22 protein-coding genes, 3 pseudogenes and 1 riboswitch are annotated in these 22,336 nt (G+C 70.4%); of the genes and pseudogenes, 5 read left to right on the forward strand and 20 right to left on the reverse strand.

What is annotated here, in order from left to right; genetic code table 11:
• Positions 1 to 52 precede the first annotated feature (52 nt).
• Positions 53 to 187, reverse strand: a riboswitch (yybP-ykoY riboswitch).
• Both ACFJIX_RS06235 and ACFJIX_RS06240 read right to left on the reverse strand, forming a co-directional pair.
• On the reverse strand, positions 167 to 1,579 hold the full coding sequence (locus ACFJIX_RS06235) for a M16 family metallopeptidase (protein WP_377158505.1): 1,413 nt from the start codon (positions 1,577 to 1,579) through the stop codon (positions 167 to 169). It overlaps the preceding riboswitch by 21 nt.
• Positions 1,576 to 2,853 carry a M16 family metallopeptidase gene (locus ACFJIX_RS06240; protein WP_377158507.1) on the reverse strand — a complete coding sequence of 426 codons (1,278 nt, stop codon included), beginning with the start codon at positions 2,851 to 2,853 and terminating at the stop codon, positions 1,576 to 1,578. Before ACFJIX_RS06240 ends, ACFJIX_RS06235 begins: the two co-directional genes overlap by 4 nt.
• Positions 2,854 to 3,052: 199 nt before the next feature.
• On the opposite strand from ACFJIX_RS06240, the gene ACFJIX_RS06245 reads away from it, so the two are divergent.
• The gene (locus ACFJIX_RS06245; protein WP_377161642.1) at positions 3,053 to 3,436 is read left to right on the forward strand and encodes a VOC family protein; all 384 of its coding nucleotides are present in this window, start codon (positions 3,053 to 3,055) and stop codon (positions 3,434 to 3,436) included.
• A 28-nt stretch (positions 3,437 to 3,464) separates the two neighbouring features.
• On the opposite strand, the pseudogene ACFJIX_RS06250 reads toward ACFJIX_RS06245, so the two are convergent.
• A pseudogene (locus ACFJIX_RS06250) lies at positions 3,465 to 4,773 on the reverse strand (NAD(P)/FAD-dependent oxidoreductase).
• A 62-nt stretch (positions 4,774 to 4,835) separates the two neighbouring features.
• On the opposite strand from ACFJIX_RS06250, the gene ACFJIX_RS06255 reads away from it, so the two are divergent.
• Positions 4,836 to 5,528, forward strand: a complete 693-nt coding sequence (locus ACFJIX_RS06255; protein WP_377161644.1) for a helix-turn-helix transcriptional regulator — start codon at positions 4,836 to 4,838, stop codon at positions 5,526 to 5,528.
• A gap of 72 nt (positions 5,529 to 5,600) precedes the next feature.
• Here the strand turns inward: ACFJIX_RS06255 and ACFJIX_RS06260 are convergent, their stop codons facing one another.
• Together ACFJIX_RS06260 and ACFJIX_RS06265 are read right to left on the reverse strand one after the other, a co-directional pair.
• Positions 5,601 to 6,740 carry an acyltransferase family protein gene (locus tag ACFJIX_RS06260; RefSeq protein WP_377158509.1) on the reverse strand — a complete coding sequence of 380 codons (1,140 nt, stop codon included), beginning with the start codon at positions 6,738 to 6,740 and terminating at the stop codon, positions 5,601 to 5,603.
• A gap of 124 nt (positions 6,741 to 6,864) precedes the next feature.
• Positions 6,865 to 7,434 carry a CoxG family protein gene (locus tag ACFJIX_RS06265; protein WP_377158510.1) on the reverse strand — a complete coding sequence of 190 codons (570 nt, stop codon included), beginning with the start codon at positions 7,432 to 7,434 and terminating at the stop codon, positions 6,865 to 6,867.
• 67 nt (positions 7,435 to 7,501) lie between these two features.
• Here ACFJIX_RS06265 and ACFJIX_RS06270 point away from each other — a divergent pair, with 67 nt between their 5' ends.
• Positions 7,502 to 8,509 (forward strand): XdhC family protein, encoded by a 1,008-nt coding sequence (locus tag ACFJIX_RS06270; RefSeq protein WP_377158512.1) that lies wholly within the window; start codon positions 7,502 to 7,504, stop codon positions 8,507 to 8,509.
• A 33-nt stretch (positions 8,510 to 8,542) separates the two neighbouring features.
• On the opposite strand, the gene ACFJIX_RS06275 is transcribed toward ACFJIX_RS06270, so the two are convergent.
• The 5 genes from ACFJIX_RS06275 to ACFJIX_RS06295 form a co-directional block, all read right to left on the reverse strand.
• Positions 8,543 to 8,920 carry a type II toxin-antitoxin system VapC family toxin gene (locus tag ACFJIX_RS06275; protein WP_377158514.1) on the reverse strand — a complete coding sequence of 126 codons (378 nt, stop codon included), beginning with the start codon at positions 8,918 to 8,920 and terminating at the stop codon, positions 8,543 to 8,545.
• Positions 8,917 to 9,129 (reverse strand): hypothetical protein, encoded by a 213-nt coding sequence (locus ACFJIX_RS06280; protein WP_377158515.1) that lies wholly within the window; start codon positions 9,127 to 9,129, stop codon positions 8,917 to 8,919. Before ACFJIX_RS06280 ends, ACFJIX_RS06275 begins: the two co-directional genes overlap by 4 nt.
• Positions 9,130 to 9,403: 274 nt before the next feature.
• Positions 9,404 to 9,916: a hypothetical protein gene (locus ACFJIX_RS06285; RefSeq protein ID WP_377158516.1), complete on the reverse strand. Its 513-nt coding sequence runs from the start codon at positions 9,914 to 9,916 to the stop codon at positions 9,404 to 9,406.
• Between the two features lie 14 nt (positions 9,917 to 9,930).
• The gene (locus ACFJIX_RS06290) at positions 9,931 to 10,338 is read right to left on the reverse strand and encodes a metalloregulator ArsR/SmtB family transcription factor (protein WP_377158517.1); all 408 of its coding nucleotides are present in this window, start codon (positions 10,336 to 10,338) and stop codon (positions 9,931 to 9,933) included.
• 136 nt (positions 10,339 to 10,474) lie between these two features.
• Positions 10,475 to 11,089 (reverse strand): DUF6515 family protein, encoded by a 615-nt coding sequence (locus tag ACFJIX_RS06295; RefSeq protein ID WP_377158518.1) that lies wholly within the window; start codon positions 11,087 to 11,089, stop codon positions 10,475 to 10,477.
• Positions 11,090 to 11,402: 313 nt separating this feature from the next.
• Here ACFJIX_RS06295 and ACFJIX_RS06300 point away from each other — a divergent pair, with 313 nt between their 5' ends.
• The gene (locus ACFJIX_RS06300) at positions 11,403 to 12,065 is read left to right on the forward strand and encodes a glutathione S-transferase family protein (RefSeq protein ID WP_377158520.1); all 663 of its coding nucleotides are present in this window, start codon (positions 11,403 to 11,405) and stop codon (positions 12,063 to 12,065) included.
• Positions 12,066 to 12,132: 67 nt separating this feature from the next.
• Here ACFJIX_RS06300 and ACFJIX_RS06305 read toward each other — a convergent pair whose 3' ends face one another.
• The 10 genes and pseudogenes from ACFJIX_RS06305 to ACFJIX_RS06350 all read right to left on the reverse strand — a co-directional run bounded on the left by ACFJIX_RS06305 (position 12,133) and on the right by ACFJIX_RS06350 (position 21,364).
• Positions 12,133 to 12,912, reverse strand: a complete 780-nt coding sequence (locus ACFJIX_RS06305; RefSeq protein WP_377158521.1) for a hypothetical protein — start codon at positions 12,910 to 12,912, stop codon at positions 12,133 to 12,135.
• A 102-nt stretch (positions 12,913 to 13,014) separates the two neighbouring features.
• Positions 13,015 to 13,752, reverse strand: a complete 738-nt coding sequence (locus ACFJIX_RS06310; protein ID WP_377158523.1) for a penicillin acylase family protein — start codon at positions 13,750 to 13,752, stop codon at positions 13,015 to 13,017.
• A gap of 119 nt (positions 13,753 to 13,871) precedes the next feature.
• Positions 13,872 to 15,454: pseudogene (locus tag ACFJIX_RS06315) on the reverse strand (penicillin acylase family protein).
• Positions 15,451 to 16,047, reverse strand: coding sequence for a response regulator (locus ACFJIX_RS06320; RefSeq protein WP_377158525.1), 597 nt, complete (start codon positions 16,045 to 16,047; stop codon positions 15,451 to 15,453). Before ACFJIX_RS06320 ends, ACFJIX_RS06315 begins: the two are co-directional and overlap by 4 nt.
• A gap of 230 nt (positions 16,048 to 16,277) precedes the next feature.
• Entirely contained in the window at positions 16,278 to 17,801 is a 1,524-nt protein-coding gene (locus ACFJIX_RS06325; RefSeq protein ID WP_377158527.1) for an ABC transporter substrate-binding protein, read from the reverse strand.
• Between the two features lie 9 nt (positions 17,802 to 17,810).
• Complete coding sequence (locus tag ACFJIX_RS06330) at positions 17,811 to 18,455, reverse strand: ABC transporter ATP-binding protein (RefSeq protein WP_377158528.1); 645 nt, start codon at positions 18,453 to 18,455, stop codon at positions 17,811 to 17,813.
• A 159-nt stretch (positions 18,456 to 18,614) separates the two neighbouring features.
• Positions 18,615 to 19,070, reverse strand: coding sequence for an oligopeptide/dipeptide ABC transporter ATP-binding protein (locus ACFJIX_RS06335; protein WP_377161646.1), 456 nt, complete (start codon positions 19,068 to 19,070; stop codon positions 18,615 to 18,617).
• Between the two features lie 9 nt (positions 19,071 to 19,079).
• Positions 19,080 to 19,533: pseudogene (locus ACFJIX_RS06340) on the reverse strand (ATP-binding cassette domain-containing protein); the annotation flags it as partial.
• 33 nt (positions 19,534 to 19,566) lie between these two features.
• On the reverse strand, positions 19,567 to 20,376 hold the full coding sequence (locus ACFJIX_RS06345) for an ABC transporter permease (protein WP_377158530.1): 810 nt from the start codon (positions 20,374 to 20,376) through the stop codon (positions 19,567 to 19,569).
• Between the two features lie 10 nt (positions 20,377 to 20,386).
• The gene (locus tag ACFJIX_RS06350) at positions 20,387 to 21,364 is read right to left on the reverse strand and encodes an ABC transporter permease (protein ID WP_377158532.1); all 978 of its coding nucleotides are present in this window, start codon (positions 21,362 to 21,364) and stop codon (positions 20,387 to 20,389) included.
• A 224-nt stretch (positions 21,365 to 21,588) separates the two neighbouring features.
• Between ACFJIX_RS06350 and ACFJIX_RS06355 the strand changes: the two genes are divergently transcribed.
• On the forward strand, positions 21,589 to 22,317 hold the full coding sequence (locus ACFJIX_RS06355) for a cistern family PEP-CTERM protein (protein ID WP_377158534.1): 729 nt from the start codon (positions 21,589 to 21,591) through the stop codon (positions 22,315 to 22,317).
• Positions 22,318 to 22,336: the final 19 nt, after the last annotated feature.

Genomic DNA, 22,336 nt, shown 5'->3' on the forward strand with positions numbered 1-22,336 from the left:
AATGACCACGTCACCGCCGGCCGCAAAGTCCGGGGACATGGTCAAAGGTCTCGCCAGGCTGGGAACCGGTGGGTTCCTGGCTACCTCGCGCCATGAGCCAAGGCTCAAGTCTGTTGACGCGGGTCTGCTGAATCGGCCCGTCGGGCGACGGGCGGGGGTGCAGCGGCTACTCCCCAATGACAGCCCGCATTGTAGTCAAGGCCAGCCCCGGCCACGCGCGCTGCGCCGGCTCCGGCGACCCGGCATCGCCCAGCAGCAGCAGATGTGTGCGGCCTTCGCGCCAGCTGGACGCCATCAGCAGCTGCAGCACCGGCGCGCTCACTGCGCGCACGCGCTGCGGCCAGTGGACGCAGTCCTCGAGTTCCCCCACCGCCAGCGCCTGCGCCAGCAGCGCATCCGGCGCTTCGGTGAGCTCGAACTCCCAGTCCCCTTGTGCCAGTGCCTGCGCGAGCGCCAGGTCCTCCGGCGTCACCGCCTCGGCCGCGAGCAATGGCAGTTGCTCGCGCAACAGCGTGAGCTGCTCCGGCACCGCCGACGCCGGCAAGGTCACGCTCAGCCGCCAGCACAACGCGCCGCCGAGGGACTCCATCTCACTCTCCCACGGCCACGGCAGCCGCGCCGCGAGCCGTTGATGCATCAGCGTGCGCGCCAGCTCGCGCAAGGCGGGCGGCGTGCCGCGCGGCACCGGCGTCTGCACGATCAGCCGGCAGCCCTGCCCCTGCGGCAACGGCAGGAACTGCGCGATCGCCGGCGTGGGCGCCGCGGCGGGCAGCGCCACCGCCGGCGTCGGACCGGTCGCCGGCACCTTCGGCACGCGCCAGCCGCCCATGAAGTCCTCGGCTAGCCCGCGCGCCGTCTGCAAGCTCAGGTCGCCGGTGAACAGCAGCACCGCGCGCTCCGGCCGCCAGTGCTGGCGGTGGAAGGCCAACACGTCCTCGCGGCGCAGCCGCTTCAGGCTGGCCGTGGTCTGCACCGGCTGCGCGCGGCCCCGGAACTGCCGCCGCGCCGCCCACGGCGCGAGCAGCAGCGCATCGGCGCGACGCAGCACCAGCGCATCGATGGCGCGGCTGCGGATGTGCTCCAGCGATTCGAAGGCGAGCAGCGGCCGCTGCGTCAGGTCCGCCAGCAGGTTGACCGCGTCGTCGCACTGATCGGGCAAAGCCTCCAGCACGATCTCCGCCGTCGACGGCGTCAACTCCAGCCGCAGCGGCAGGCCCAGCAGATCGCCCGCATAGGCGATGTCGGCGGATTCCATCTCCTCGCCGTCGCGCTTCGCGCCTTGCGCCAGCATCGACAACGCCACCTCCGCCAGACCGTCCTTGCCCGCCGGGTCGCGCAGCCAGCCGCCTTCGCCGATCAGTCGGACCGCCGTGCGCGGCGCGCCGGGACGCGGCAGCACGATGACGCGCAATCCGTTCGCGAGCTTCGTCTGCTCGAGCGGCAACGGCTGCGGCGCCGGGGCCGAAGGCGCCTCGGGCGGTCGGTCGAAACCGTCCTGCGCCAGCGCCGGCCAGGCCGCCGATCCCGACACGATCGCCGTGCCGAGCATCAGCCCCCGGCGGTTCAGATCGACCGTCATGCGGCGACCCCCGCGGCGGCGCCGATGTCCGCCAGCAGCGTCAGCACCGGCGCCTGCACGACCTGTTTGCGCCAGAACTGCTGCACCTCGGCACCGCTCAGCTTGACCCACGTCGCCATGTCCTTGGCCGGTGCGCCGGCGTCGCCCCGCACCGCCCAGGCCGTGCCGAGCGAACGCGCTAGGCGGTCCGCGGTCCAGTCGTCCGACAAGGTCTGGCGCCGCAGCAGCGCCTTGGCCTTGTTGAGTTCCTCGTCAGTCACCGGCTCGTCGGCCAGGCGCAGCACTTCCTGCTGCAGGGCCTGCGCCACCGGCGCGGACGTCTGCCCGTGGGCCGCCAGCGCCTGCGCGACCAGCAGCCCCGCGTCCCGATGCGTGTCCAGACGCAGGCTGAGCTGATGCGCCAGCGCCTTCTCGTCGACCAGCGTGTCGATCAGCCGGCCGGAACGACCCAGTCCGAGCAGCGCGTGGGCGAGCTGCCAGATCGGCAAGGTCGGATCGTCGGCGCGCGGCACCTGCCAGACCAGCGCGGCGGCCGGCAGCGGCGCCTGCGCGAGCGACAGTTTCTGAGTCTGACTCTGGGGACGGCGCGACTCGCGAACGTCGACCGGCTCGGACGCCGTCGCGGGCGGCATCGGCGGCCGGATCGAGCCGAAGTAATGCATCACCCAGCGCGCGACGGCCGCTTCATCGAACGCGCCCGTGACGACGAGCAATGCGCGGTCGCAGCCGAAGCGGTTGGCATGGAAGGCCCGCACGGTGTCGATGTCCAGGTCCTTGAGCTGCTCCGGGTCGCCGAGCGCGCCGCGCTGGTACGGATGCGTCAGGTAGCCGTGGCGCTGGACGGCGAGGTCCAGCCGCGCATACGGATGGAGCTGCGGCGCCTGCACCGCCTGGCGCAGCTGTTGCCGCGCCGTGACGAGCGCGTCCGGCTCCAGCCGCGGGTTGCTCATGCGTTCGGCCTCGGCCCACAGCACGCGTTCGAGCTGATGCGCGGGCACGACGGTCTGCAGCGCGGCGAAGTCCTCGTCGATCTCGATGCCGCTGCGACCGCCGGCCGAGGCGATCAACCGATTGAACTGGCCGGGCTCCAGGTAACGGCTGGCGCCGGCGACGAGTCGCAGCACCAGATGCGTCATGCCGCTGCGGCCGGTGGGATCGTCGCGTCCGCCGCAACGGTAGACGACGCGCACCGCCGCCTGCGTGCTTGCGACCGGACGCGCCAGCCAGAGCAGGCCGTTGGGAAGCCGTTGCGGCTCGAGGGACGGGGCACTCATGGGCGGCAATCCTAGCTGCCAATCCGCTGTCAGCAGCCGGTCCGCATCATGGACGCGACGTCGTCCTACACGATGGCCCACCCGAATCGGGGGGCCTCGGGTCAGGGCGACGGGGGAGCCGGCTCGCGCCGACGCCCCGCGCGCAGGGGACATGTGCCCCGCTGTCATCGTCCTTCCACGGAGAGCCGCCATGAGCGCCTTGAACTTCGCCTACACGATCGTCTACGTCGAGGACGTGGGTGCGTCGCTGGACTTCTTCGAGCGCGCCTTCGGGCTCCGGCGACGTTTCCTGCACGAGTCCGGCGCCTATGGCGAGCTGGAGACCGGCGTCACGACCCTGTCGTTCGCGCGGCACGACATCGCGCGCGGCAATCTCGGCCAGGACTACCGGAAAGCCGAGGACGGCGCGCCCCTGGGCATGGAGATCGGACTCTCCACGCAGGACGTCCCCGCCGCCTACGCCCTGGCGCTGGCCGCCGGCGCGCAAGGCCTGACCCCGCCGATGACCAAGCCCTGGGGCCAGGTGGTGGCCTACGTCCGATGTCCCGACGGGACGCTGGTCGAGATCTGCACGCCCATCTGAACGCCCATCTGAACGCTGCCGACGCGTCCTACGCGTCGTCTCCAACGCCCGGGCGCGGCTCGACCACGATCCGCGCGTGGCGCTGGAAGGTGAAGTACGCCCAGGCCCAATCCGCGAAGACGCGGACGCGGTTGCGGAAGCCGATCAGGAAGTACACGTGCACGAACAGCCAGAACAGCCACGCGGAGAAGCCGCTGAACTGGATCGTCCCCAGGTCGGCGACGGCCGCCTTGCGGCCGATCGTCGCGAGGTTGCCGTAATCGCGGTAATGGAACGGCGGCTCCGAACGCCCTTGCATCCGCGCCAGGATCTGCCGCGCGGCATGCCGGCCGGCCTGCTTCGCACCGGGGCTGACGCCGGGCACCGGCTTGCGGCTGCCGTCCTTCTCGAGGCTGGTCGCCGCGGCCATGTCGCCGACGACGTAGATCTCCGGATGGCCGGGGATGTTCATGTGCTCGTCGACGACCACGCGACCCGCGCGATCGAGCGGCACCTCCAGCGTGCGGGCCAGCGGCGACGCCGCCACCCCGGGCCGCCCAGACCTTGGTCCGCGACGCGATGCGTTCCGTGCCGCCATCGGCGGTCTGGAGGTCGACGCCCGCCTCGTCGATGCCGACGACGCGGCAGCCGGTCCGCACCACCACGCCGATGCGTTCCAGCTGCGCCTGGGCCTGCGCCGACTGCGCCGGCTTGAACGCTGCCAGGATCCGGTCCGAGCCCTCGACCAGCAGCACCTGCGCGCGGCTGGGATCGATGCGGCGGAATTCGTCGCGCAGCGTGTGGCGGGCGATCTCGGCCAGCGTGCCGGCCATCTCGACACCGGTCGGCCCGCCGCCGATGACGACGAAGTTCAGCCACGGCGCGCGGCTGGCGGCATCGGGCAGCGTCTCGGCACGCTCGAAAGCGCTCAGCAGCCGGGCCCGCAGCTGGAAGGCGTCAGCCAGCGTCTTCAATCCGGGCGCGTGCGCCTGCCACTGGTCGTTGCCGAAGTAGCTGTGCGTGGCGCCGGCGGCCACGATCAATTGGTCATACCCCACGCGCTGGCCATCGGCGAGCACGATCTCCCGCGCGTCCTTGTGGATGGCCTCGACGTCGGCCATCAGCACCGTGAGATTGCGCTGGTGCCGCCGCATGTGGCGGATCGGCGAGGCGATCGACGGTGCGGACAGCCCTGCCGTCGCGACCTGGTACAGCAGCGGCTGGAACAGGTGGTGGTTGCTGCGGTCGATCAGCGTGACGCGGACCGGCGCGCCGTCGAGGACCTTGGTGGCCTCCAGGCCGCCAAAACCGCAACCGACGATCACGACATGGGGAAGCACAACATGTGGGTCAGCCATGCGACACATCGTAGCGGGGATGACGACCTGGACAGGTCATGCCCATGGCCGACAATCATCGGATGCGCCGCGCCGACCGCCTGTTCCAGATCGTCCAACTCATCCGTGGACGCCGTCTCACGACGGCGGAGTTCCTCTCCCAGCGGCTGGAGGTGTCGATCCGCACCGTCTACCGCGACGTCGCCGCGCTGCAGCAGCAGGGCGTGCCGATCGACGGCGAGGCGGGCGTCGGTTACCGCATGCGGGTGGGCTTCGAATTGCCGCCGCTGATGTTCAGCGCCGAGGAAGCCCAGTCGCTGGTCGCCGCGGTGCGGCTGGCGCAGCCGCAGCTCGACGCGGTGCTCGGCCAGCGCGCGGAGGAGGCGCTCGGCAAGATCTTCGCGGTGCTGCCCGGCACGGCGCGCGCGGCGGCCGAAAGCCTCACCGTCTACGCGCCGCAGCGCGGCCTCGACGACGCCACCCGCGAGCGCCTCACCCACCTGCGCCAGGCCACCGAATCCCGCACCAAGCTGCGCCTGCACTACCTCGACCTCAGCGACCAGACCAGCACGCGCCTCGTGCGGCCGCTGGCCTGCTTCTTCTGGGGACCGGTGTGGACCTTCTCCGCCTGGTGCGAGTTGAGAGAGGATTTCCGCAGCTTCCGCGTCGACCGCGTGCAGCAGCTCGAGATGACGGAAGAGCGCTTCCGCGACGAGCCCGGCAAGACGCTCGCCGATCTGCAGCGGCGCGAGAACGCGCGCGAGAACTGGGCCTAGTCCGAACGGACCGGCGTCAGCGGTCCTGGATCAGCGGACAGGCATCGGCGGCTCCAACGCCGTCGAGCGGTATCAGCGGACCGCCACGCCCTGCGGCAGCACCGCGGCGCGCGGACGCCAGCGCAGCAGCGGCGCCTCGATCCAGCGATGGAAGGGCAACGCGGCCAGGTTGCTGAGGAACCAGGCGGCCACCAGCGCCAGCGGCGCGAGTGCATCCAGCATGGGGGCGGGACTCTCGGCGCGGTGCTCGTAGATCGCGTTCACGAGCAGGCAGACCGGGAAGTGCACCAGGAAGAGCGCATAGGCATGACGCGCCATGGCCTGGACCGGCGCCTGTCCGCGCCGTTCGAACCATGCCGGCAGCGTGCCGCGACGCCACATCACGATGACCACGGCCGTCAGCGCGGCGACGACCAGACGCTCCCGGAACTGCAGCGCCAGCGCGACCACCATCAGGCCGCCCAGCGCCAGCAGTCCGGCGCGGCGCGCGGCCGGCGCCCAGCCCTGGCACCAGTAGAGCAGCACGCCCAGGCCATAGGCGCCGAAGAAGTAGATCGCGTAGGCGTCCATGTCGGCCATGCGGTTGAACTTCAGCAGCGACGCGGCGCACAGGGCGCCGACGACGGCCGGCGCCATCCACTGCCGCGACGCGCGCGTCAGCGGCAGGCAACGCAGGCCCCACATCACCAGCAGCAGCAGGGCGAAGAGCTGGAAGTCGATCGCCACGTACCAGGCGCCGACGGTCAGCGCCTCGACCGACATCAGGTCGTGCAGCAGCAGCGCATGGGCCAGGATCTGCGTCAGGTGGACCTGGGTCGGGACCAGTTCGGGCAGCAGGGGCTGGACCAGCCAGGACGCCAGCAGCGTCAGCCCGACGGCCGCCATGAAGGGCGGCACCAGGCGCCAGTAGCGCTGCGCCAGCAGGGCCGGCGCGGAGCGGCGCAGTTGCGGCTCCTGCGCCGACAGCGCCCGCGCGCTGAGATAGCCGCCCAGGACGAGGAACACCTGCACGGCCATGCGACCGTAGTCGTAGAGCCATCCCGACAGCAGCGGGAACAGGCCGTGCATCGCCTCGGCGATCGGTCCGTAGACCGACAGGTGATGCAGCACGATCAATTGCGCGGCGGCCGCGCGCAGCGCGTCCAGCGGGAAGCAGGCGAGAAGCCATCGGGGGTCGGCGGATTCGGTCGCCGACGATCCTGGGGAGCGCATTCGGCGGAAAACGAAGCGGCCACCGCGAGGTGGCCGTTGGATTGCGCCGGATTCTATAAGCAAATCAACAAGTTACATCGAGGCACAGATGCGGTGGCGGTCGCATGACGCCCGGGTGTCGCGCTCAGCGCTTGTCGCGCGGGCCCGGAGGACGCGGTTTCGGCGCGGGAAACAGCGTCCCGTTGAAGATCGCCGCGAACCAGCCGAGGTACCAGTCGACCAGCCGCTGCGGCCACGGCTTGGGCGGTGCTTTCACCGGCAGCGGGCGGTCGGAGGGATGGCGGCGCTCGACCGCGGCGGCAAAGGCGACGAGCCTCGCCCGGAGCGCCTGCAGCCCGGCGACCTTCGACGGCGTGGCGCCCTCGGCCTGGATCACGATCGCCACATGCAGCAGCGTGCGGTCGTCGCCGAGCGACTCCAACCGGAGTTGCGCCTGGCCCGTCACGGCGCCGGTGCGAGGGCCGCGCCCGTCGAAGCTCAGGCGCAGTCGGCTGGGCGCGTCGAGATCGAGCTGCAGGACACGTCCGTCGAATCCCGCCAACGCCAGCGTGAACGCGCCCGGCGCATCGCCGGCCTGGAGGCGGGCGCCCTCGGGCAGGCTGTCCGCGAGCAGGGTCAGGTCGTGCAGCGTCTTCCAGGCCAGGGCCTGCGGGACGGGCAGCACGAGGTCGTCGTTGAGGGCGAGCGTGGGCATGTCGACGATTGTGAGCCTGCATGCCCGGTCTGACGCAGACGGGAGCGAAATTCGCTATGGTGCGCGGATGGACAACATGGACCTGCAGGTGCTGCGCCAAGTGCAGCAATGGATCGACGCCGACCAGCGCGTCGTGCTCGGCACCATCACGCGGACCTGGGGCTCGGCGCCGCGGCCGGTCGGATCGATCGTCGCGGTGCGGGCGGACGGACTGATCACCGGATCGGTCTCCGGCGGCTGCATCGAGGACGACCTGGTCGCGAAGATCCGCGAGGGCGCGCTGTCCCTGGAAACGCCGGAGCTGATCCGCTACGGCGTCGGGGCGGAGGCGGCGCAGCGCTTCGGCCTGCCCTGCGGCGGCACCTTGGAGCTGATGCTGGAGCCGGTCGGCGCGCACTCGGCGATCGCGCCGCTGCTGGAGCGGCTGTCGCGCGGCGAGCGCGTGCTGCGCACGCTCGACCTGGCGACCGGCGCCGTCTCGCTCGCGGAGCCCGGCGCGCATTCGCGCGACGGCGCGGACCGGCTGGTGCTGAGCGACACCCAGCTGGTGACGCACCACGGGCCGCAATGGCGGCTGCTGATCATCGGCGCGGGGCAGATGAGCCAGTACCTGGCGCAGATGGCGTTGGCGCTCGACTACCAGGTGCAGGTCTGCGATCCGCGCGACGACTACCCGTGGACGCTGATCGCTGCGCCGCTGACGCGCGAGATGCCGGACGACGTCGTCCAGCGCCTGAAGCCCGACGGCCACACGGCGATCGTGGCGCTGACGCACGACCCCAAGCTCGACGACCTGGCGCTGATGGAGGCGCTGCGCGGGCCGGCGTTCTACGTCGGCGCGATCGGCTCGCGCGTGAACCAGGCCAAGCGCCGCGCGCGGCTGAAGGAACACTTCGACCTGACCGACGCGCAGCTCGATCGGCTGCACGGCCCGGTGGGCCTGCACATCGGCGCCCGCACGCCGCCTGAGATTGCGCTGGCGATCCTGGCGCACATGACCGCGGAGCGATATGGGGTGCAGGTCAGCAGCAGCGGGGCACCGTCGGATGGGAGCGAGGCGGGTTGCGTGGTCTGACCACACGTTGATCATCCAACATGCTCGCTCCTTTCAGACCTGCACGATCAATTCGCTGTACTGCGGCAGCTGCCCATCAGCCGTGATCAGATGCGCCGCCTCGCTGATCGCTTGCGCAATGAGCAGGCGGTCGAAGGGGTCGTGGTGGTGCAACGCCAGAATCATGGTGGTCGCAGCATGTTCAGCGCTGACCGGTAGTTCCACAAAGCCACAGATCTCGATCTTCCTGACCAGTTGATCAGGGTCCACATCGAGTCGACCAATTCGAGCCTTGATCGCAAGTTCCCAGATCGAGACGGCGGAGACGTATACGGCGTCCGCCGTATCAATGAGATTTCGCGTCGCTGCGGTCAGTCGTTGGGAGCCCTCGACCACCCACAGGAAGATGTGCGTGTCGAGAAGCAAGGTCATACGCGGCCTTCGAAGCTTGCGAGAATATGTTCGGGCAGCGGTGCGTCGAAGTCTTCGGAAATGCGGATCTGCCCTTTGAGAATGCCATATGGGACGCGTCGCTTCTTCAGCAGCAGGCGGCCATCTCCGGCTGACGTCTGAGCGACGATTGGTGGGCAGAGAGAGGTTGGAAACGGGAACCGCTCCGCGGGCTTGGGAATCGTGTTCATCTTGAGCGCTGTTCAAAGAGAAGGGGACGAATCAGTCTAGGACTCGTCTCTCTCCAGGTGCTTCGATGAGGCGCTCAATTCGACGGCTGCTTGTCCTCCGTCAAAGATCTGGTCGATGGCTGCCGCCAATCGTTGCGAGAACCCTCTCAAGGGCATCTCTTTCGAAATCGCGAAGGCAGATCTGTGGCAAGCGAGATGCATCGCCTCGCTCCCGCGCGAGATGCCGCAGGACATGATCCAGCGCCTGAAATCTACTTGGCGGAGACCCACCCGCTCAGGCAGGTTGCGATGCCGATCGACCGGACTCCCAGGCTGCGGCCATCGGCAGCAGCGCCGCCGCCGCCCAGCTCGCCAAGGCACCTCGCGCAGAGAGGCTGACGCACAGCGCGGGCAGGCCGCGCACCACCTGGCCGGTGCCTTGGACGTGCACCAAGTCCCGCAGCTCGTGCTGACGCAGCAGTCCCAGCGGCCCCGCGAGGCCGACCTGGACACCGAACCAGATCAGCAGCCGCTCGAGCCAGCGCGGCGCTTGATAGCTGTCGTGGATCAGCTTGCGATGGCTGCCGAGCGAGTGGCCCAGCAAGAGCACCGTGACCGTGGCCATCACGAACATCAGCACGGCGGACCAGCACAGGAAGAACCAGACGCCGACGAGCGCGCCAGCCAGATTCGCGAGCAACCAGAGCGACTTCAGCGGCGAGTAGCGGACCTCGCCGATGAGGACGTCTTCCGGCGCATCGACATGCACGCGATGGCCGTCGAGGGATTCAGGGGCGGCGAATGGCATGGTGGTCTCCAGGATCAGCCTTTGGCGGGCTTGGCTCGTTTGGCGGCTGCAACGGTCTTGACGGCCTTCGTGACCTTCGCCGTCCTGGCGGGAGTCGATGGCGCCGCGGCCTTGGCAGCACTGGCGCGCGCCTTTGCCTCCTGCTTGAGCGGCCGGCCGACCGGGCAGACCTCCAGCGCGTAGCCGGTCAGGCTGTTGACGAGGTTGTCCGAGTTCAAGCGATACAGGACGAACTGCCCCTGGCGCTCGCTGCTGACGAGACCGGCCAACTCGAGGACGGAGAGATGACGGGAGATCGCCGGCGCGCTCATGTTGAAGCGCTCGGCGAGCGCGCTCGTGCTCAGTTCGCCGCCGGACAGATACGCCAGGATCTGGCGACGCGGCCCGGAGGCCAACGCTTCGAAGACGCGATCGAGTTGCATGCGAATCAGCTATTAAGCAATTTGTTAATAGCTTATCTCCAGTACACGTCGCCTGACAAGTGGGAGATCGAAATGACGAAGGGCCAGCACGCGGCCGGCCCTTGCTCGACGTCAATGCCCTCGCCGAGGGTCGCGTTCAACGCATGCTGTATCCCCGCCCATCCATGCATGCCTCCACCGCGCGGTTGAACACGCCGGCGTCGTTCATCGACGAGGGCTGCGTCGTCGCCCAGCGGTTGCATTCCTGGCGGTCGGCTTCGGTCTGGCCGGCGGACTGTCCGTTGCGCGGATAGATGATCGGATCGGGCCGCGGCGGCGCGACAGGCGCGGGTGTCGCGGCGTCGGCACCCGGCGGCGGCGCGACGACCACGTAGCCAGGCCCCGGCGAGGCCACCGTGTAGTAGGCGCCGTTGGCGTAGTAGTACGGGTAGCCGCCGATGCGCAGCGTCACGTAGGCGCTCGGCAGGATCGGCACCACGAAGCCCAGCGGCGGCGCGATCACGCGGAAGCTCGGACCCCACGGCTGGTACCAGACGCCGCCGTGGTACCAGTAGCGGTTGCCCACGAACACCGCGCCGCCCGGCAGGCCGCGTGCGACGTAACCCGGCGCGGGGTAGTAGTGGTCATGGTGGTAGCGGCTGTCCAGGCGCAGGCCGATGTCGACGCGCGCACCGCCGCCGTGATGTTGCGCCGACGCCAGCCCCGCGGACAGGGCCAGTGCGACGGGAATCAACCAACGAAGCTTGTTCATGTTGCTCATGATCTGCTCGCGCCGTCCAACGGCGCCCAGGAAGTCCAGATGGCTTATTCAACGCCGCAGCGCTCGGCCACGTCTACGGGAGGGCGTTTCGCCGGGGTAAAGAACCGTTGCTTCCGAAGCCCCCGCGCACACCGTCATGCACGCCGTCATGCACGCCGTCATGCACGCCGTCACGCCGGGTCGCGGCCGGACCCGCCGCCGGATCGGCGATGATGCCCGCCGCCTGGCGCCTCCCCCGTCATGGCACACCTCCACGAGAGATTCACGAGACATTCACGCCGCCGCCACGCGCCACCCCGACGCCATGATCGAGCTCTACTACTTCCCCAGCAACGCCAGCTTCGCGCCTCACGTTGTCCTGCATGAACTGGGCGTTCCGTTCCAGCTCCGGCTGGTCGACCGCGACAAGGACGAACACAAGTCGCCCGCGTTCCTCGCGATCAACCCGAACGGCCTGCTGCCCGCGATGCGCGACACGCGCGCAGGCGCGGACGACCTGGTGCTGTTCGAGACCGCGGCGATCCTGCTGCACCTCGCCGACACCCACCCCGACGCCGGCCTGATGCCGCCGCTCGGCAGCGCCCAGCGCGCGCACGCCTACAAGTGGCTGATGTGGCTGACCAACACGCTGCAGCCCACCGTCATCGCCTACTACTACCCCGATCGTTTCGTCGCGCCGGGCAACACCGCCGGCAGCGCCGAGGTGAAGGCACAGGCGCAGGTCCGGGCCGGTGCGCAGCTGGATCTGCTCGCCGCCGAGTTCGAGCGACATGGCGGCCCCTTCATGCTTGGCGAGCGCTACTCGGTGCTGGATGCCTTCGCGTTCATGCTCTGCCGCTGGACGCGCAACTTCGCCGATCCGGCGCGCAACCGCCCGGCGCTGGGCGCCTTCCTCGAACGCATGGCGCAACGCCCCGCGCTGCAGCGCGCGATCGAGACCGAGAAATTGCCGAAGCCCTGGTTCTGAGCCGACCGACGCGCATCCCGCGCGTCCCGCTCGTCGTCGGCATGTTGCCGGCGCGTCGCCGTGTCCGTCAGCGCGGGGGCAGCGCCTGCAGGTAGTCGTAAAGCCGCTGCGCGATGGCGGCACGTTCGTCCGCCGGCCTCTCGACGACCAGCGGCGGCATCGTCGTGCCGGGGCGCACCGCGGCGGGCTCGAGCAGCCAGCGCTTCCACGCCGCGGCGTCGTAGCCCTTGACGACCACGTCGAGGTCCAGCGGCATCTTGTCGCCGCCGTAGCCGCGGATGCGGTGGCAGCTCAAGCAGTACGTGCGGGCCAGGTCCGCCGCGTCGGCGTACTTCGCCGCCAGGCCGTCCGGCAACAACGCGCGCGTGGAGGACGGCCCCACGCTCACCGACGCGACCTGGTACGGCCACAGGGCGCCGCCCTCGGCCTGCAAGGCTTTCGACGAACGGTTGTCCCAGACCAGATAGAACGGGCCGAGCGGCACCTGCTTTTCGCCCTGCAGGTGGTTGTCGACCTGGAACGGCTGCCCGTCGGCACGCGCGTAGACCAGCCACGCGCGATGCTGCGCGAAGCGTTCCACCGGGATGCGCGAGACGAAACCGTCCAGCGCGCGGAACTCGAGCTCCTGGCCGGGCGCGCGCCATCCCTTGCCGAGCACCGCCGTCAGCACGGCCTCCGCCGGGAAGCCGACATAGCGCACCTCGGGCATGCGGCCGTCGTGAATCAGATGGGGATCGAGAACGGCCACAGTGACCGCCGCGCCATTGCGCGTCGTCTTCCCGCCCGGGCCCTTGTCGACCTCCGGGGCCGACGCCCTTGCCGGCTGGCGCAGCCAGTTCCCGGCCAAGGTCGGCCGGCTTCGGCAGTTCGACGGCGAGGACCGGCATCGCGGCCCACGCACCCGATATCGCGATCGCCGCGGCGATCGACTTGGCGACTCGCATCGCGTTCATGGTTTCAGGATCAGCATCCCGCGAGAGTGGGCCTGAACGTCCGTCTCGTTCAACCACTCGCGACGGTATTGGCCTTTGGCCAGCAGCTCAGCCTGATCGCTGTAATGCGCATCGGGCCAGACGCCGCTCTGGCCCACCGGATTGACGCCGAGCGCCTCCTGCGGCCGCGCGAAGTCGATCAAGCGTCGCGTCGACGGCCCGTAGACCACGCCCCATGGCGCGCTGCCGTTGCGCTGCGCGAGGTTGTTGGGCACCTCGTGCCCGCCGGGCACCGGGAACGGGCCGACGTTGAACACCCGGTCGAGCGGCTTCTGCTTGCCCAGCGGGTGTTCGTGCGTCAGCGTGTGGACGCTGTCCCAACGCCACTTCGTGCTGTCGGCGCCGAGCGTCATGGTCAGGTGCGCGACCGCCGCCTTCCAGGCGCGACGCACGATGTCGGTCTGCGTCTCGCGCTGCGGTGTCGAGCGGTCGTCCCACCACGGCGAGTCGGTGTCCGCGGTCAGCTTCGGCAGCGCCTGATCGAGCGCACGCGTGCGGCGCAGGTTGTCGAACTGCGCGTCACCGAGCTCGTCCTTCATCGCCGCGCGCAGCAGCTCCGCCGCGAACTGCTGGAACAGCACCGGCGCCACGGCGTCGGCCTTGTAGGCGCCGTTCCAGCGCACCAGCGCCTCGACCAGCGACTGCTCCTCGGCCGAGGCCGAGCCGCGCAGCAACGGGATGATCGGCCGCAGCACCGCGCGGGCCGTAGTCGGTCTGCACGTCGAGCTGCAGCGCCTGGCTGTTGTGGATGTCCCAGCGCTTGCCCTGGTTCAGCAGCGCGTCGAGGCGGATGCCCCGCTCGGCCAGGTTGTAGTCAGCCCGGCACCGGCGTGTCGCCCGGCGGCTGGAAGTTGGCCGACACGATGTAGCCGCGCGCCGGATTCTCCTCGTGCGGATTCGCGGAGAACGGCAGGAAGCCGGGCTTGTCGGCCTCCTCCGTCGCGCCGTCGAGCACGAAGGTCGGATTCACGCCCTCGGGCCGCATCGGCAGCTTCGCCGCGGCCCACCAGGCGATGTCGCCGGCCGCGTTGGCCCAGACGACGTTCAGGCCCGGGGCGTGGATCAGGCTGACGGCCTCGCGCGCCCGGTCCAGCGTGTCCGCGCGGCCCAGCTTGTAGAAGCCGTCGAGCACCGGGTTCTCGGTCTCCAGGAAGGCCCACCACATCGCGACGGGGCGCTCGCCGCGGTCGCCCGGGATCGCGTCGTTGACGATCGGTCCGTGCGGCGAGCGGCGCAGCGTCAGCACCTGGTCCGGCTGCCCCTTGACCTTGAGCACCTCCTGGCGCGAGGTCATCGGCACCCAGCGGTCCTTGATCCAGACCTCGTTCGGATTCTCCGGGTTGACCTTCTCGGCGATCAGGTCGACGTCGTCGTTCTGGAACATCGTCAGGCTCCAGCCGAAGCGCTGGTTGTGCCCAGCAGCGCCATCGGATTGAGCGCGAGGTGATGCCCGTAGAGCTCGAACTGCGGCGTGCGCAGATGCGCCTCCCACCACACGGCCGGCGTCGAATACGCGATGTGCGGATCGCCCGCCAGCAGCGGCTTGCCGCTGGCCGTGCGGCTGCCCGAGACGACCCAGGCGTTGCTGCCTTCGAACTGCGGCAGGCCGGCGAGTTCCGCCGCGCGTCCGCTGACCTCGGCCAGGCGCGCCAGCACCGGCGCCACGTCGGCGAAGCGGCGGTCCGCGCCGTCCGGCGCGCGGGGAGTTCCCGGCGCGTTCAGCGCCTGCGGCTCCAGCGCGCCTTTCGGACGCCACGCGAGATCGAAGATGCGCAGGTAGTCGGGCCCGAGCTGATCCCGCACCGCCGTCAGCGCCGGCTCGGTGCGGAAGGCCGCCGCGAAGCTGTAGGCCAGGTACCCCGCGATGCTGTAGGTGTCCGCCGCCGTGAACGGGCGTTTGGGAATGCCGAGGATCTCGAACTCCAGCGGCGCCGGCCGGGTGGCCTGGTATTGGTTGATGCCGTCCAGGTAGGCGTACAGCGCCCGGACCGCGCCCGGTTGCGCGGTGATCGCCGACGAGGCCGCGGCCAGTTCATCGGCGCGCTGCCGGATGCCGAGCGTGCGGAACAGCCGGTCGGTCTCGACCAGCTTGGGGCCCAGCACTTCCGCCAGTTCGCCGCGCGACAGCCGGCGCAGCATCTCCATCTGGAACAGCCGGTCCTGCGCATGCAGATAACCGAGCGCGCGGTAGAGGTCGTCTTCGTTGCGCGCGTCGACGTGGGGCACGCCCCATTCGTCGTAGCGGACGGTGACCGGCGCGCTCAGGCCCGAGAGCTGCAGTTCGCCGTCCCGCACCGGCAGCTTCTTGTAGACGTGCCAGGCCGCGCCGGCCGCGCCGATGGCCACGAGCACGGCGAGCGTGATCGCGCCGCGCCTGAGCCAGCGACCGACGCTCATGGGCGGACCGGTGCGCGCAGGTGGGACAGCGCCTCGACGCGCTTGATCAGCTCGCGGTCGTTCCAGGGCTTGTGGAACATGCCGTACAGCCCCTGGATCTGATGCAGTCGCGCATGCAGCTCCTCGTGGCCGGTGATGGCGATCATGGGCAGGTCCTCGGTGGCCAGCGCCCCCTGCACCGCCTTGATCAGCTCGAAGCCGTCCATGTTGGGCATCTCGAGGTCGGTGATCAGCACGCCGAAGCGGGTCTGGCCGAGCAGCTCCATCGCCTCGACGCCGTCACGCGCGGCGACCACCTCATGGCCGGCCTCGCTGAACAGCTTCAGCAGCTTGGCGCGCACCACGGCCGAATCGTCGACCACCAGCAGCGGCAGGCGCTCCGGCGCGGCGCTCGGAGCGACCGGCGCCGGCGGAGGAACGGTGGCGGCCGTCGGCGCCGGCGGCTGCGGTCGCGACACGGGCGGCGGCGGCGCGCCGAAGTCACGGTAGTCGCCGCGGCGCACCGTGATGATGATGATCAGGATGGCCAACGGGACCACGATCAGCAGCGGCAGCAGGAACGGCTGCAGGGTCTCAGGCAAATCAAACGGCATTCGTCTCTCCGACTCCTCCCCAAACCGGGCACGCTACACGGTCGAGGGGCGTCACTGTAGAGGAAAAGCCCTCTCGGTGGATGGCCGGTGGATGACGACCGACGAGCCGCCACTGGGTTCCCGGGGCCGATGCGCTCGCACCACAGCCCTTTGTGGCGCCGTCCCTGCATCAGGGGGCTTGTGTGACCTCCGGCCTGGACGCCGTCGCACCGGGCTCGCGCCGAGGCGGATCAGGCCCAGCTCAACGCCGACAGGTCGTTCGCGAACAGCGGGGTGCGTGTCCACAGGCCCTTCAGGCCGGCACGCGCGACGGTGATCCATTGCGGCTGGTACAGGAAGGCGGCGACGGCGTCTTCCGCCACCTGACGCTGCGCCTCGCCGAAGCGCTTCATCCGCTGCGCCGGATCGGCCGCGTTCTGCATGAGTTCGTAAAGCGCATTGAACTGTTCGCTGCGGTAGCCCCAGTAGTAGTCGGGCCGCGCGAAGTTGCCGAAGTCGTGCGGCTCGACATGCGAGATCACCGTCAGGTCATAGGCCTTGCTGCCGTAGACGCTGGACAGCCACTGCGCCCATTCGATCTGCTCGATCCTTGCCGTGATGCCGACGGCCGCCAGTTGCGCCGCGATCAACTCGCCGCCCTGGCGCGCGTAGGGCACCGGCGGCAGCTTGAGCGAGAGCGACAGCCCGGTGGCCTTGGCCTCGGCCAGCAGCGCTTTCGCGGCGGCGGGGTTGTAGGCGTTGATCGCGGTGCAGTCCACGTAGCCCGGCGTGTCCGGCGTGACGAAGCTGCCGATGGGCACGCCGAAGCCGTCGGCGCTTGCCTGGATGACGGCCTTGCGGTCGATGGCCATCGCGATCGCGCGACGCACGCGGACGTCGCTCAGCGGCGCGCGCTGGTGATTGATCGCCAGGATGGTCTTCGCACGCGAGGACGCGGTGATCACCTGGAAGCGCTTGGGCTGCGCCTTGAACTGCGTCATCGCGCGTGCCGCGGCGACGCGCGGGAAGACGTCGACATCGCCCGCCAGCAGGGCCGCGACCTGCGCGGCCGGCTCGCTGATGAAGCGGAACTGCACGCGCGGGATCCGGATCGCCGCCGCGTCGCGGAAGCCCGGCCAGGCGACGACGCTCAGGCTCGCGCCGCGCTGCCATTGGGCGACGCGATAAGGCCCGGTGCCCACCGGGTTCTGCGCGTTGCCCGCGGCGCTCTTCGGCTCGACGATCACCGCCGGCGACTGGGCCAGCAGTGCGGGCAGCTCAGGTTCCGGATGCTTGAGCGTCAGCACCACGGTGAGCGGATCCGGCGTGCCGATCGCGGCGATGTTCTCGAAGACGCGCCGGTCCTTGTTCAGGCTGTTGGGCGCGCCCGCGCGCTCGAAGCTGAACTTCACCGCCTTCGCGTCGAACGGCTCGCCGTTGTGGAAGCGCACGTTCGGTCGCAGCGTGAAGGTCCAGCGCTTCTGATCGGACGACACGTTCCAGCGCAGTGCCAGCAGCGGCAGCGCCGAGCCGTCCTCCGCGACCTTGGTCAGCGGCTCCATCACGTTGTAGAGCACGATCTCGCCGATCGCGGCGGCGGCACCCGTGGTCGGATCCAGGCCCGGCGGTTCGAGCGTCATGCCGAGCACGAGCGGACGCGCGGCGCTGCCCTGCGCCAGCGCCGGCAACGAAGCGCCGAGGGTCGCGCCGGCGGCGCCGAGCGACAGCAGATGAAAGCGGCGGCGGTCCAGGGCAATCTCCAGGAGGGGGTCCATGGCGGCGGATCATGCCAAAGCGGCGAGCAGGTCCTGCGTGTACGGGTGTCGCGGCTCGCCCAGGACGCGCGCGGCGGGTCCGTGCTCGACAGCCTCGCCGCCGCGCAGCACCAGCGCGCGATCGCACAGGACCTCGATCGCCGGCAGGTCGTGGCTGACGATGACGAGGCTGATGCCGTCGCGTCGCTGCAGCTCGCGCAGCAGCGCCAGGATCTGCGCCTGCACCGAGACATCGAGCGCCGACAGCGGTTCGTCCGCGACGATCAGGCGAGGCCGTGTCGACAGCGCCCGCGCGATCGCCAGCCGCTGGCGCTGGCCGCCGGAGAACTGATGCGGGAAGCGCAGCGCGGCGTCGGCCTCGAGCCCGACGGCGGCCAGCACCTCGGCCACGCGCTCGCGGCGCTGGGCGTCGTTCATGGGCAAGGCCTGGAGCGGCTCCATCACGCTGCGTCCGACGCGCCAGCGCGGATCGAGCGAACCGTACGGATCCTGGAACACCATCTGCACCCGCGGCCGCAGCGCGCGCCGATCGCGCGCCGCCATCGCGTTCACGTCCTGCCCGTCCCACCACACGCGCCCCTGATGCGGGCGCTCCAGCGCCATGACGAGCCGCGCCAGCGTGCTCTTCCCCGCGCCCCGATTCGCCGATGACACCGAGCGACTCGCCGGGCATCAGCGTGAAGTCGATGTCGCGCAGGACCGACCGACCGCCGTAGCGCTGGCCAAGACCCTCGACCTGCAGCAACGGGGTCGCCGAGGGTGGCGGCTTCACCGGGGATGCCGGAGAAGGCACCGTCATCGAGGACGGCCCGGTCATGGTGTCACCTCCCAGCAGGCCAGGCGGCCGTCGAAGCGCGGAGGCTCCGCGGCGCAGCGTGCCGTCGCCAAGGGACAGCGCGGCGTGAACGGGCAACCCTCGCCGAGCTGCGTCAGCGCCGGCACGTTCCCCTTGAGCGGATGGAGCGCCTGGTCGCGCCCGGCCCCCAGCCGCGGCCGCGCGGCCCACAGGGCCTGCGTGTACGGATGGCGCGGGTGGTCGAGCAGCTCCGGCCCGGCGCCCTGCTCCATCACGCGCCCGCCGTACAGGATCGCCAGGCGGTCGACGCGGCGCGCCGTCAGTGCCAGGTCGTGCGAGATCAGCAGCAGCCCCATGCCGCGTTCGGTCACCAGGTCGCGCAACAGGTCCAGCACCTGCACACGCAGGCGCGCATCGAGCGCCGTGGTGGGCTCGTCGGCGATCAGCAGGTCGGGCTCCGCGGCGAGCGCCATCGCGATCAGCGCGCGCTGCCGCTGACCGCCGGACAGTTGATGCGGGTAGGCGCGCGCCTGGCGCTCGATCGAGACCCACGCGCGTCAGCAGCGTCATCGCGCGCTCGCGGGCGGAGGCGCGGTCCGGCAGCAGCCGATGGAGGAGGATCGGCTCCGTCACCTGCGCCAGCACGCGCTGGAGCGGATTCAACGCCGTCAGCGGCTCCTGGAACACCATCGCGAGGCGACGGCCCCGCAGGCCGCACCAGCCGTCCTCATCAAGCGTGAGAAGCTCGCGGCCGTCGAGCGCGATCCGTCCGGTGACTTCGGCGCCTTCGGGCAGCAGGCCCATCGCGGCGAGCGCCGTCAACGTCTTGCCGCTGCCGGACTCGCCGATCAGCGCGAGGCTCTCGCCGCGCGCCAGCGACAGGTCGATGCCGCGCAGCGCGTGCAGACGCTCGCCGCGGCGCCCCGGCAGATGCACGTGGAGATCGCGGATCTCGAGCAGCGGGGCGCTCTATCGCGGCTGCTCCTTCGGATCGAGCCGGTCGCGCAGGCCGTCGCCGAGCAGGTTCAGCCCGAGCACCGCCAGCGTGATCGCGACGCCGGGCGCGAGCGCCAGCTGCGGCGCTTCGAACATCAGCGTCTGGGCCTCGGCGAGCAGCCGGCCCCAACTGGCCTGCGGCGGCTGGGTGCCCAGGCCGAGGTAGGACAGGCCGGCCTCGGCCAGGATCGCGAGCGCGAAGCTGGTCGTGCCCTGCACGATCAGCAGCGGGAGCAACTGAGGCAAGACATGACGCCACGTGATCGACCACGGCCCCTGGCCGGCGACGCGGGCGGCGAGCACGAAATCGCGCGCCCACCAGCTCTTGGCGCTGCCGTTGACCAGTCGCGCGAACGAGGGCACCGCGTGCAGCCCGATCGCCGCCATCGCGACCGTCATGCCGGGGCCGAGCGCGGCGGCCAGCAGGATCGCGAGCAGCAGCGCGGGGAAGGCGTAGCCGAGGTCGGCGCCGCGCAGGATGAGCGCCTCCACCGGACCGCGCCGCGCGGCCGCGAGCAGGCCCAGCGCCGTGCCCGCGATCAGCCCGATGCCGACGGCGACGATGCCGACCAGCCAGGCGCTGCGCGCGCCGGCCATCAGGCGGCTGAACACATCGCGGCCGAGCTGGTCGCAGCCCAGCCAGTGCGCGAGGCTCGGCGACGCGAGCCGGCGGGTCATGTCGATCTGCTCGGGCGGCCACGGGGTCCAGGCCAGCGACAGCAGCGCGGTCAGGAGCAGCAGCGCGGTGAGCATGATGCCCGCGAAGAATCCGGCGCGTTTCATGTCCCGGCCCTCATGCCTCGGTCCTCGTGCGCAGCCGCGGGTCGATCCAGCCGTGCAGCAGGTCGATCGCGAAGTTGAGGAGCAGCACCAGCGCCGCGAGCCCCATGACGCCGTTGCGCACGACGATCAGGTCGCGGTTGGCGATGGCCTGCGCCATCAGCCGACCGAGTCCGGGCAGGGTGAAGACGTTCTCGATGACGATGGTGCCGGCGAGCAGGTTGGCGAACTGCAGGCCGCCAAGGGTCAGCAGCGGGATCGCCGCATGGCGCAGGCCGTGGCGCCACAGCGCCGCGCGGCGCGACAGGCCCTTGGCGCGGGCGCTGCGCATGAAGTCCTCGCGGACGATGTCGAGCAGCGCCGAGCGCGCGATGCGCGCCAGGATCGCTGCCTGCACCAGCGCCAGCGCGGCGGCGGGCAGCAGCAGCGCGCGCAGGCCGGGCCACAGGCCGCCGCCGAGGTCCTCGCGCCAGCCGGGGAAGCCGCCGGCATCGAACCACTGCAGCTTCACCGCGAAGAGCAGCACCAGCAGCATGCCGAGCCAGAAGCTGGGCACCGCCAGACCGAGCTGGGTCAGACCCATCACGAGGTGATCGCCGGCACGCCCCTGCTGGCTCGCGGCCCACCAGCCGGCGGCCAGCGCCAGCACGACGGTCAGTGCCATCGCCATCAGCGCGAGCGGCAGCGTCAGCGCGAGCCGCTCCAGGAGGAGATCCATGACCGGCGCGCCGTAGGCATAGGACAGACCGAGATCACCGCGCACGAGCCCGGTGAGCCAGTCGACGTAGCGGTGCCAGGCGGGCTGGTCCAGGCCCAACTGACGCGCAAGCGCGGCGACGGCCTCGGGCGGCGCCTCGGGGCCCATGATCAATTGGGCGGCATTGCCGGGCAGCCATTCCAGCGCGCCGAAGATCAGCGCCGAGGCGGCCAGCAGCGTCAGCAGCAGCACGGCCAGGCGCTTGAGCAGGTAGTTCATCGCGGGCGGGATCATAGGGGTCGCCAGCGTCTCGCCCGCCGCCCTGTCGGGCCATCCAGGCCGCGCAATCGGCGTGCCGTACGGTGTCGCACTTTTTTACAGTTTCACCGGCATCTTTATCACATTGGCCAGAAACAGCCGCTGGATCAAGCACTTGGCGCATTGGCCCGGCTTATGCGTATCCCGGACACAGGGGGACCAACAAGAAGCCACGTGCACTGCCCGGAAAGGGGTCGGTCATGAAACCAACAAGGATCCGTTGGGTCGTCGCCGCGGCGGCGCTGAGCCTCTGCAGCCAGGCGCAGGCCGCGGCTGTGCTGTTCAACAGCCTCAACAGCACGGCGACGCTGCTGTTCACAGGCGCCCAGGACGGGGCGACGCTGAACGCCACGGTCAAGTTCACGCTGACCTCCTGGTCGGCGCAGACGGCGACCTTCTCGACCATCGTCACCAACAACTCAAGCGGCCCGGGCCAGAACGTGCTGATGGCCTTCGGCATCACCGCGATCTCGCCGACGCTGACCGGAGCCAGCACCAATTCGGCGGCCTGGGGGGCGGGCATCGACGTCAACTTCCCCTCGTTCCAGAACATCGATCTCTGCCTGCTGTCCGGCAACCAGTGCGCGGGCGGATCGATCAACGACGGCCTCGGCATGGGCGGGTCGTCCTCCTTCAACCTCACGCTGACGACCGACGCGTCCGACAACTTCATGACGCAGGGCATCGGCTTCACCAGCCCCTACGCCATCAAGTTCCAGGGCGTGGGGACCCTGGGCAGGTCGATCGAGTTCGAGGGCTGCATCCAGGGCACCGGGGCCTGCGGCGGCGGCGGTGGTGGCGCGGGCGGCAGCAACGGCAACGTGCCGGAACCGAACGCGCTGGCGCTGCTGGCGGCCGCCGCGCTGGCAGCCGGGTTGGCGCGCCGCCGGACGCCGCGGTTGCCGTGGCTGCCCAGCTTCTCCCGCTGAGCACAGCGCACTGAAGGAA

The sequence above is a fragment of the Roseateles sp. UC29_93 genome, from assembly GCF_042695725.1.
Classification (GTDB): Bacteria; Pseudomonadota; Gammaproteobacteria; order Burkholderiales; family Burkholderiaceae_C; genus Roseateles; species Roseateles noduli_A.

Coding starts and splice junctions, on each gene's coding strand:
- ACFJIX_RS06295 (WP_377158518.1), bottom strand. CDS start 11,089: ATGAACAAGCTTCGTTGGTTGATTCCCGTCGCACTGGCCCTGTCCGCG.
- ACFJIX_RS06325 (WP_377158527.1), bottom strand. CDS start 17,801: ATGGACCCCCTCCTGGAGATTGCCCTGGACCGCCGCCGCTTTCATCTG.
- ACFJIX_RS06275 (WP_377158514.1), bottom strand. CDS start 8,920: ATGACCTTGCTTCTCGACACGCACATCTTCCTGTGGGTGGTCGAGGGC.
- ACFJIX_RS06355 (WP_377158534.1), top strand. CDS start 21,589: ATGAAACCAACAAGGATCCGTTGGGTCGTCGCCGCGGCGGCGCTGAGC.
- ACFJIX_RS06280 (WP_377158515.1), bottom strand. CDS start 9,129: ATGAACACGATTCCCAAGCCCGCGGAGCGGTTCCCGTTTCCAACCTCT.
- ACFJIX_RS06235 (WP_377158505.1), bottom strand. CDS start 1,579: ATGACGGTCGATCTGAACCGCCGGGGGCTGATGCTCGGCACGGCGATC.
- ACFJIX_RS06300 (WP_377158520.1), top strand. CDS start 11,403: ATGATCGAGCTCTACTACTTCCCCAGCAACGCCAGCTTCGCGCCTCAC.
- ACFJIX_RS06335 (WP_377161646.1), bottom strand. CDS start 19,070: ATGGCGCTCGCCGCGGAGCCCGACCTGCTGATCGCCGACGAGCCCACC.
- ACFJIX_RS06265 (WP_377158510.1), bottom strand. CDS start 7,434: ATGCCCACGCTCGCCCTCAACGACGACCTCGTGCTGCCCGTCCCGCAG.
- ACFJIX_RS06285 (WP_377158516.1), bottom strand. CDS start 9,916: ATGCCATTCGCCGCCCCTGAATCCCTCGACGGCCATCGCGTGCATGTC.
- ACFJIX_RS06240 (WP_377158507.1), bottom strand. CDS start 2,853: ATGAGTGCCCCGTCCCTCGAGCCGCAACGGCTTCCCAACGGCCTGCTC.
- ACFJIX_RS06255 (WP_377161644.1), top strand. CDS start 4,836: ATGCGCCGCGCCGACCGCCTGTTCCAGATCGTCCAACTCATCCGTGGA.
- ACFJIX_RS06270 (WP_377158512.1), top strand. CDS start 7,502: ATGGACAACATGGACCTGCAGGTGCTGCGCCAAGTGCAGCAATGGATC.
- ACFJIX_RS06320 (WP_377158525.1), bottom strand. CDS start 16,047: ATGCCGTTTGATTTGCCTGAGACCCTGCAGCCGTTCCTGCTGCCGCTG.
- ACFJIX_RS06260 (WP_377158509.1), bottom strand. CDS start 6,740: ATGCGCTCCCCAGGATCGTCGGCGACCGAATCCGCCGACCCCCGATGG.
- ACFJIX_RS06290 (WP_377158517.1), bottom strand. CDS start 10,338: ATGCAACTCGATCGCGTCTTCGAAGCGTTGGCCTCCGGGCCGCGTCGC.
- ACFJIX_RS06350 (WP_377158532.1), bottom strand. CDS start 21,364: ATGATCCCGCCCGCGATGAACTACCTGCTCAAGCGCCTGGCCGTGCTG.
- ACFJIX_RS06345 (WP_377158530.1), bottom strand. CDS start 20,376: ATGAAACGCGCCGGATTCTTCGCGGGCATCATGCTCACCGCGCTGCTG.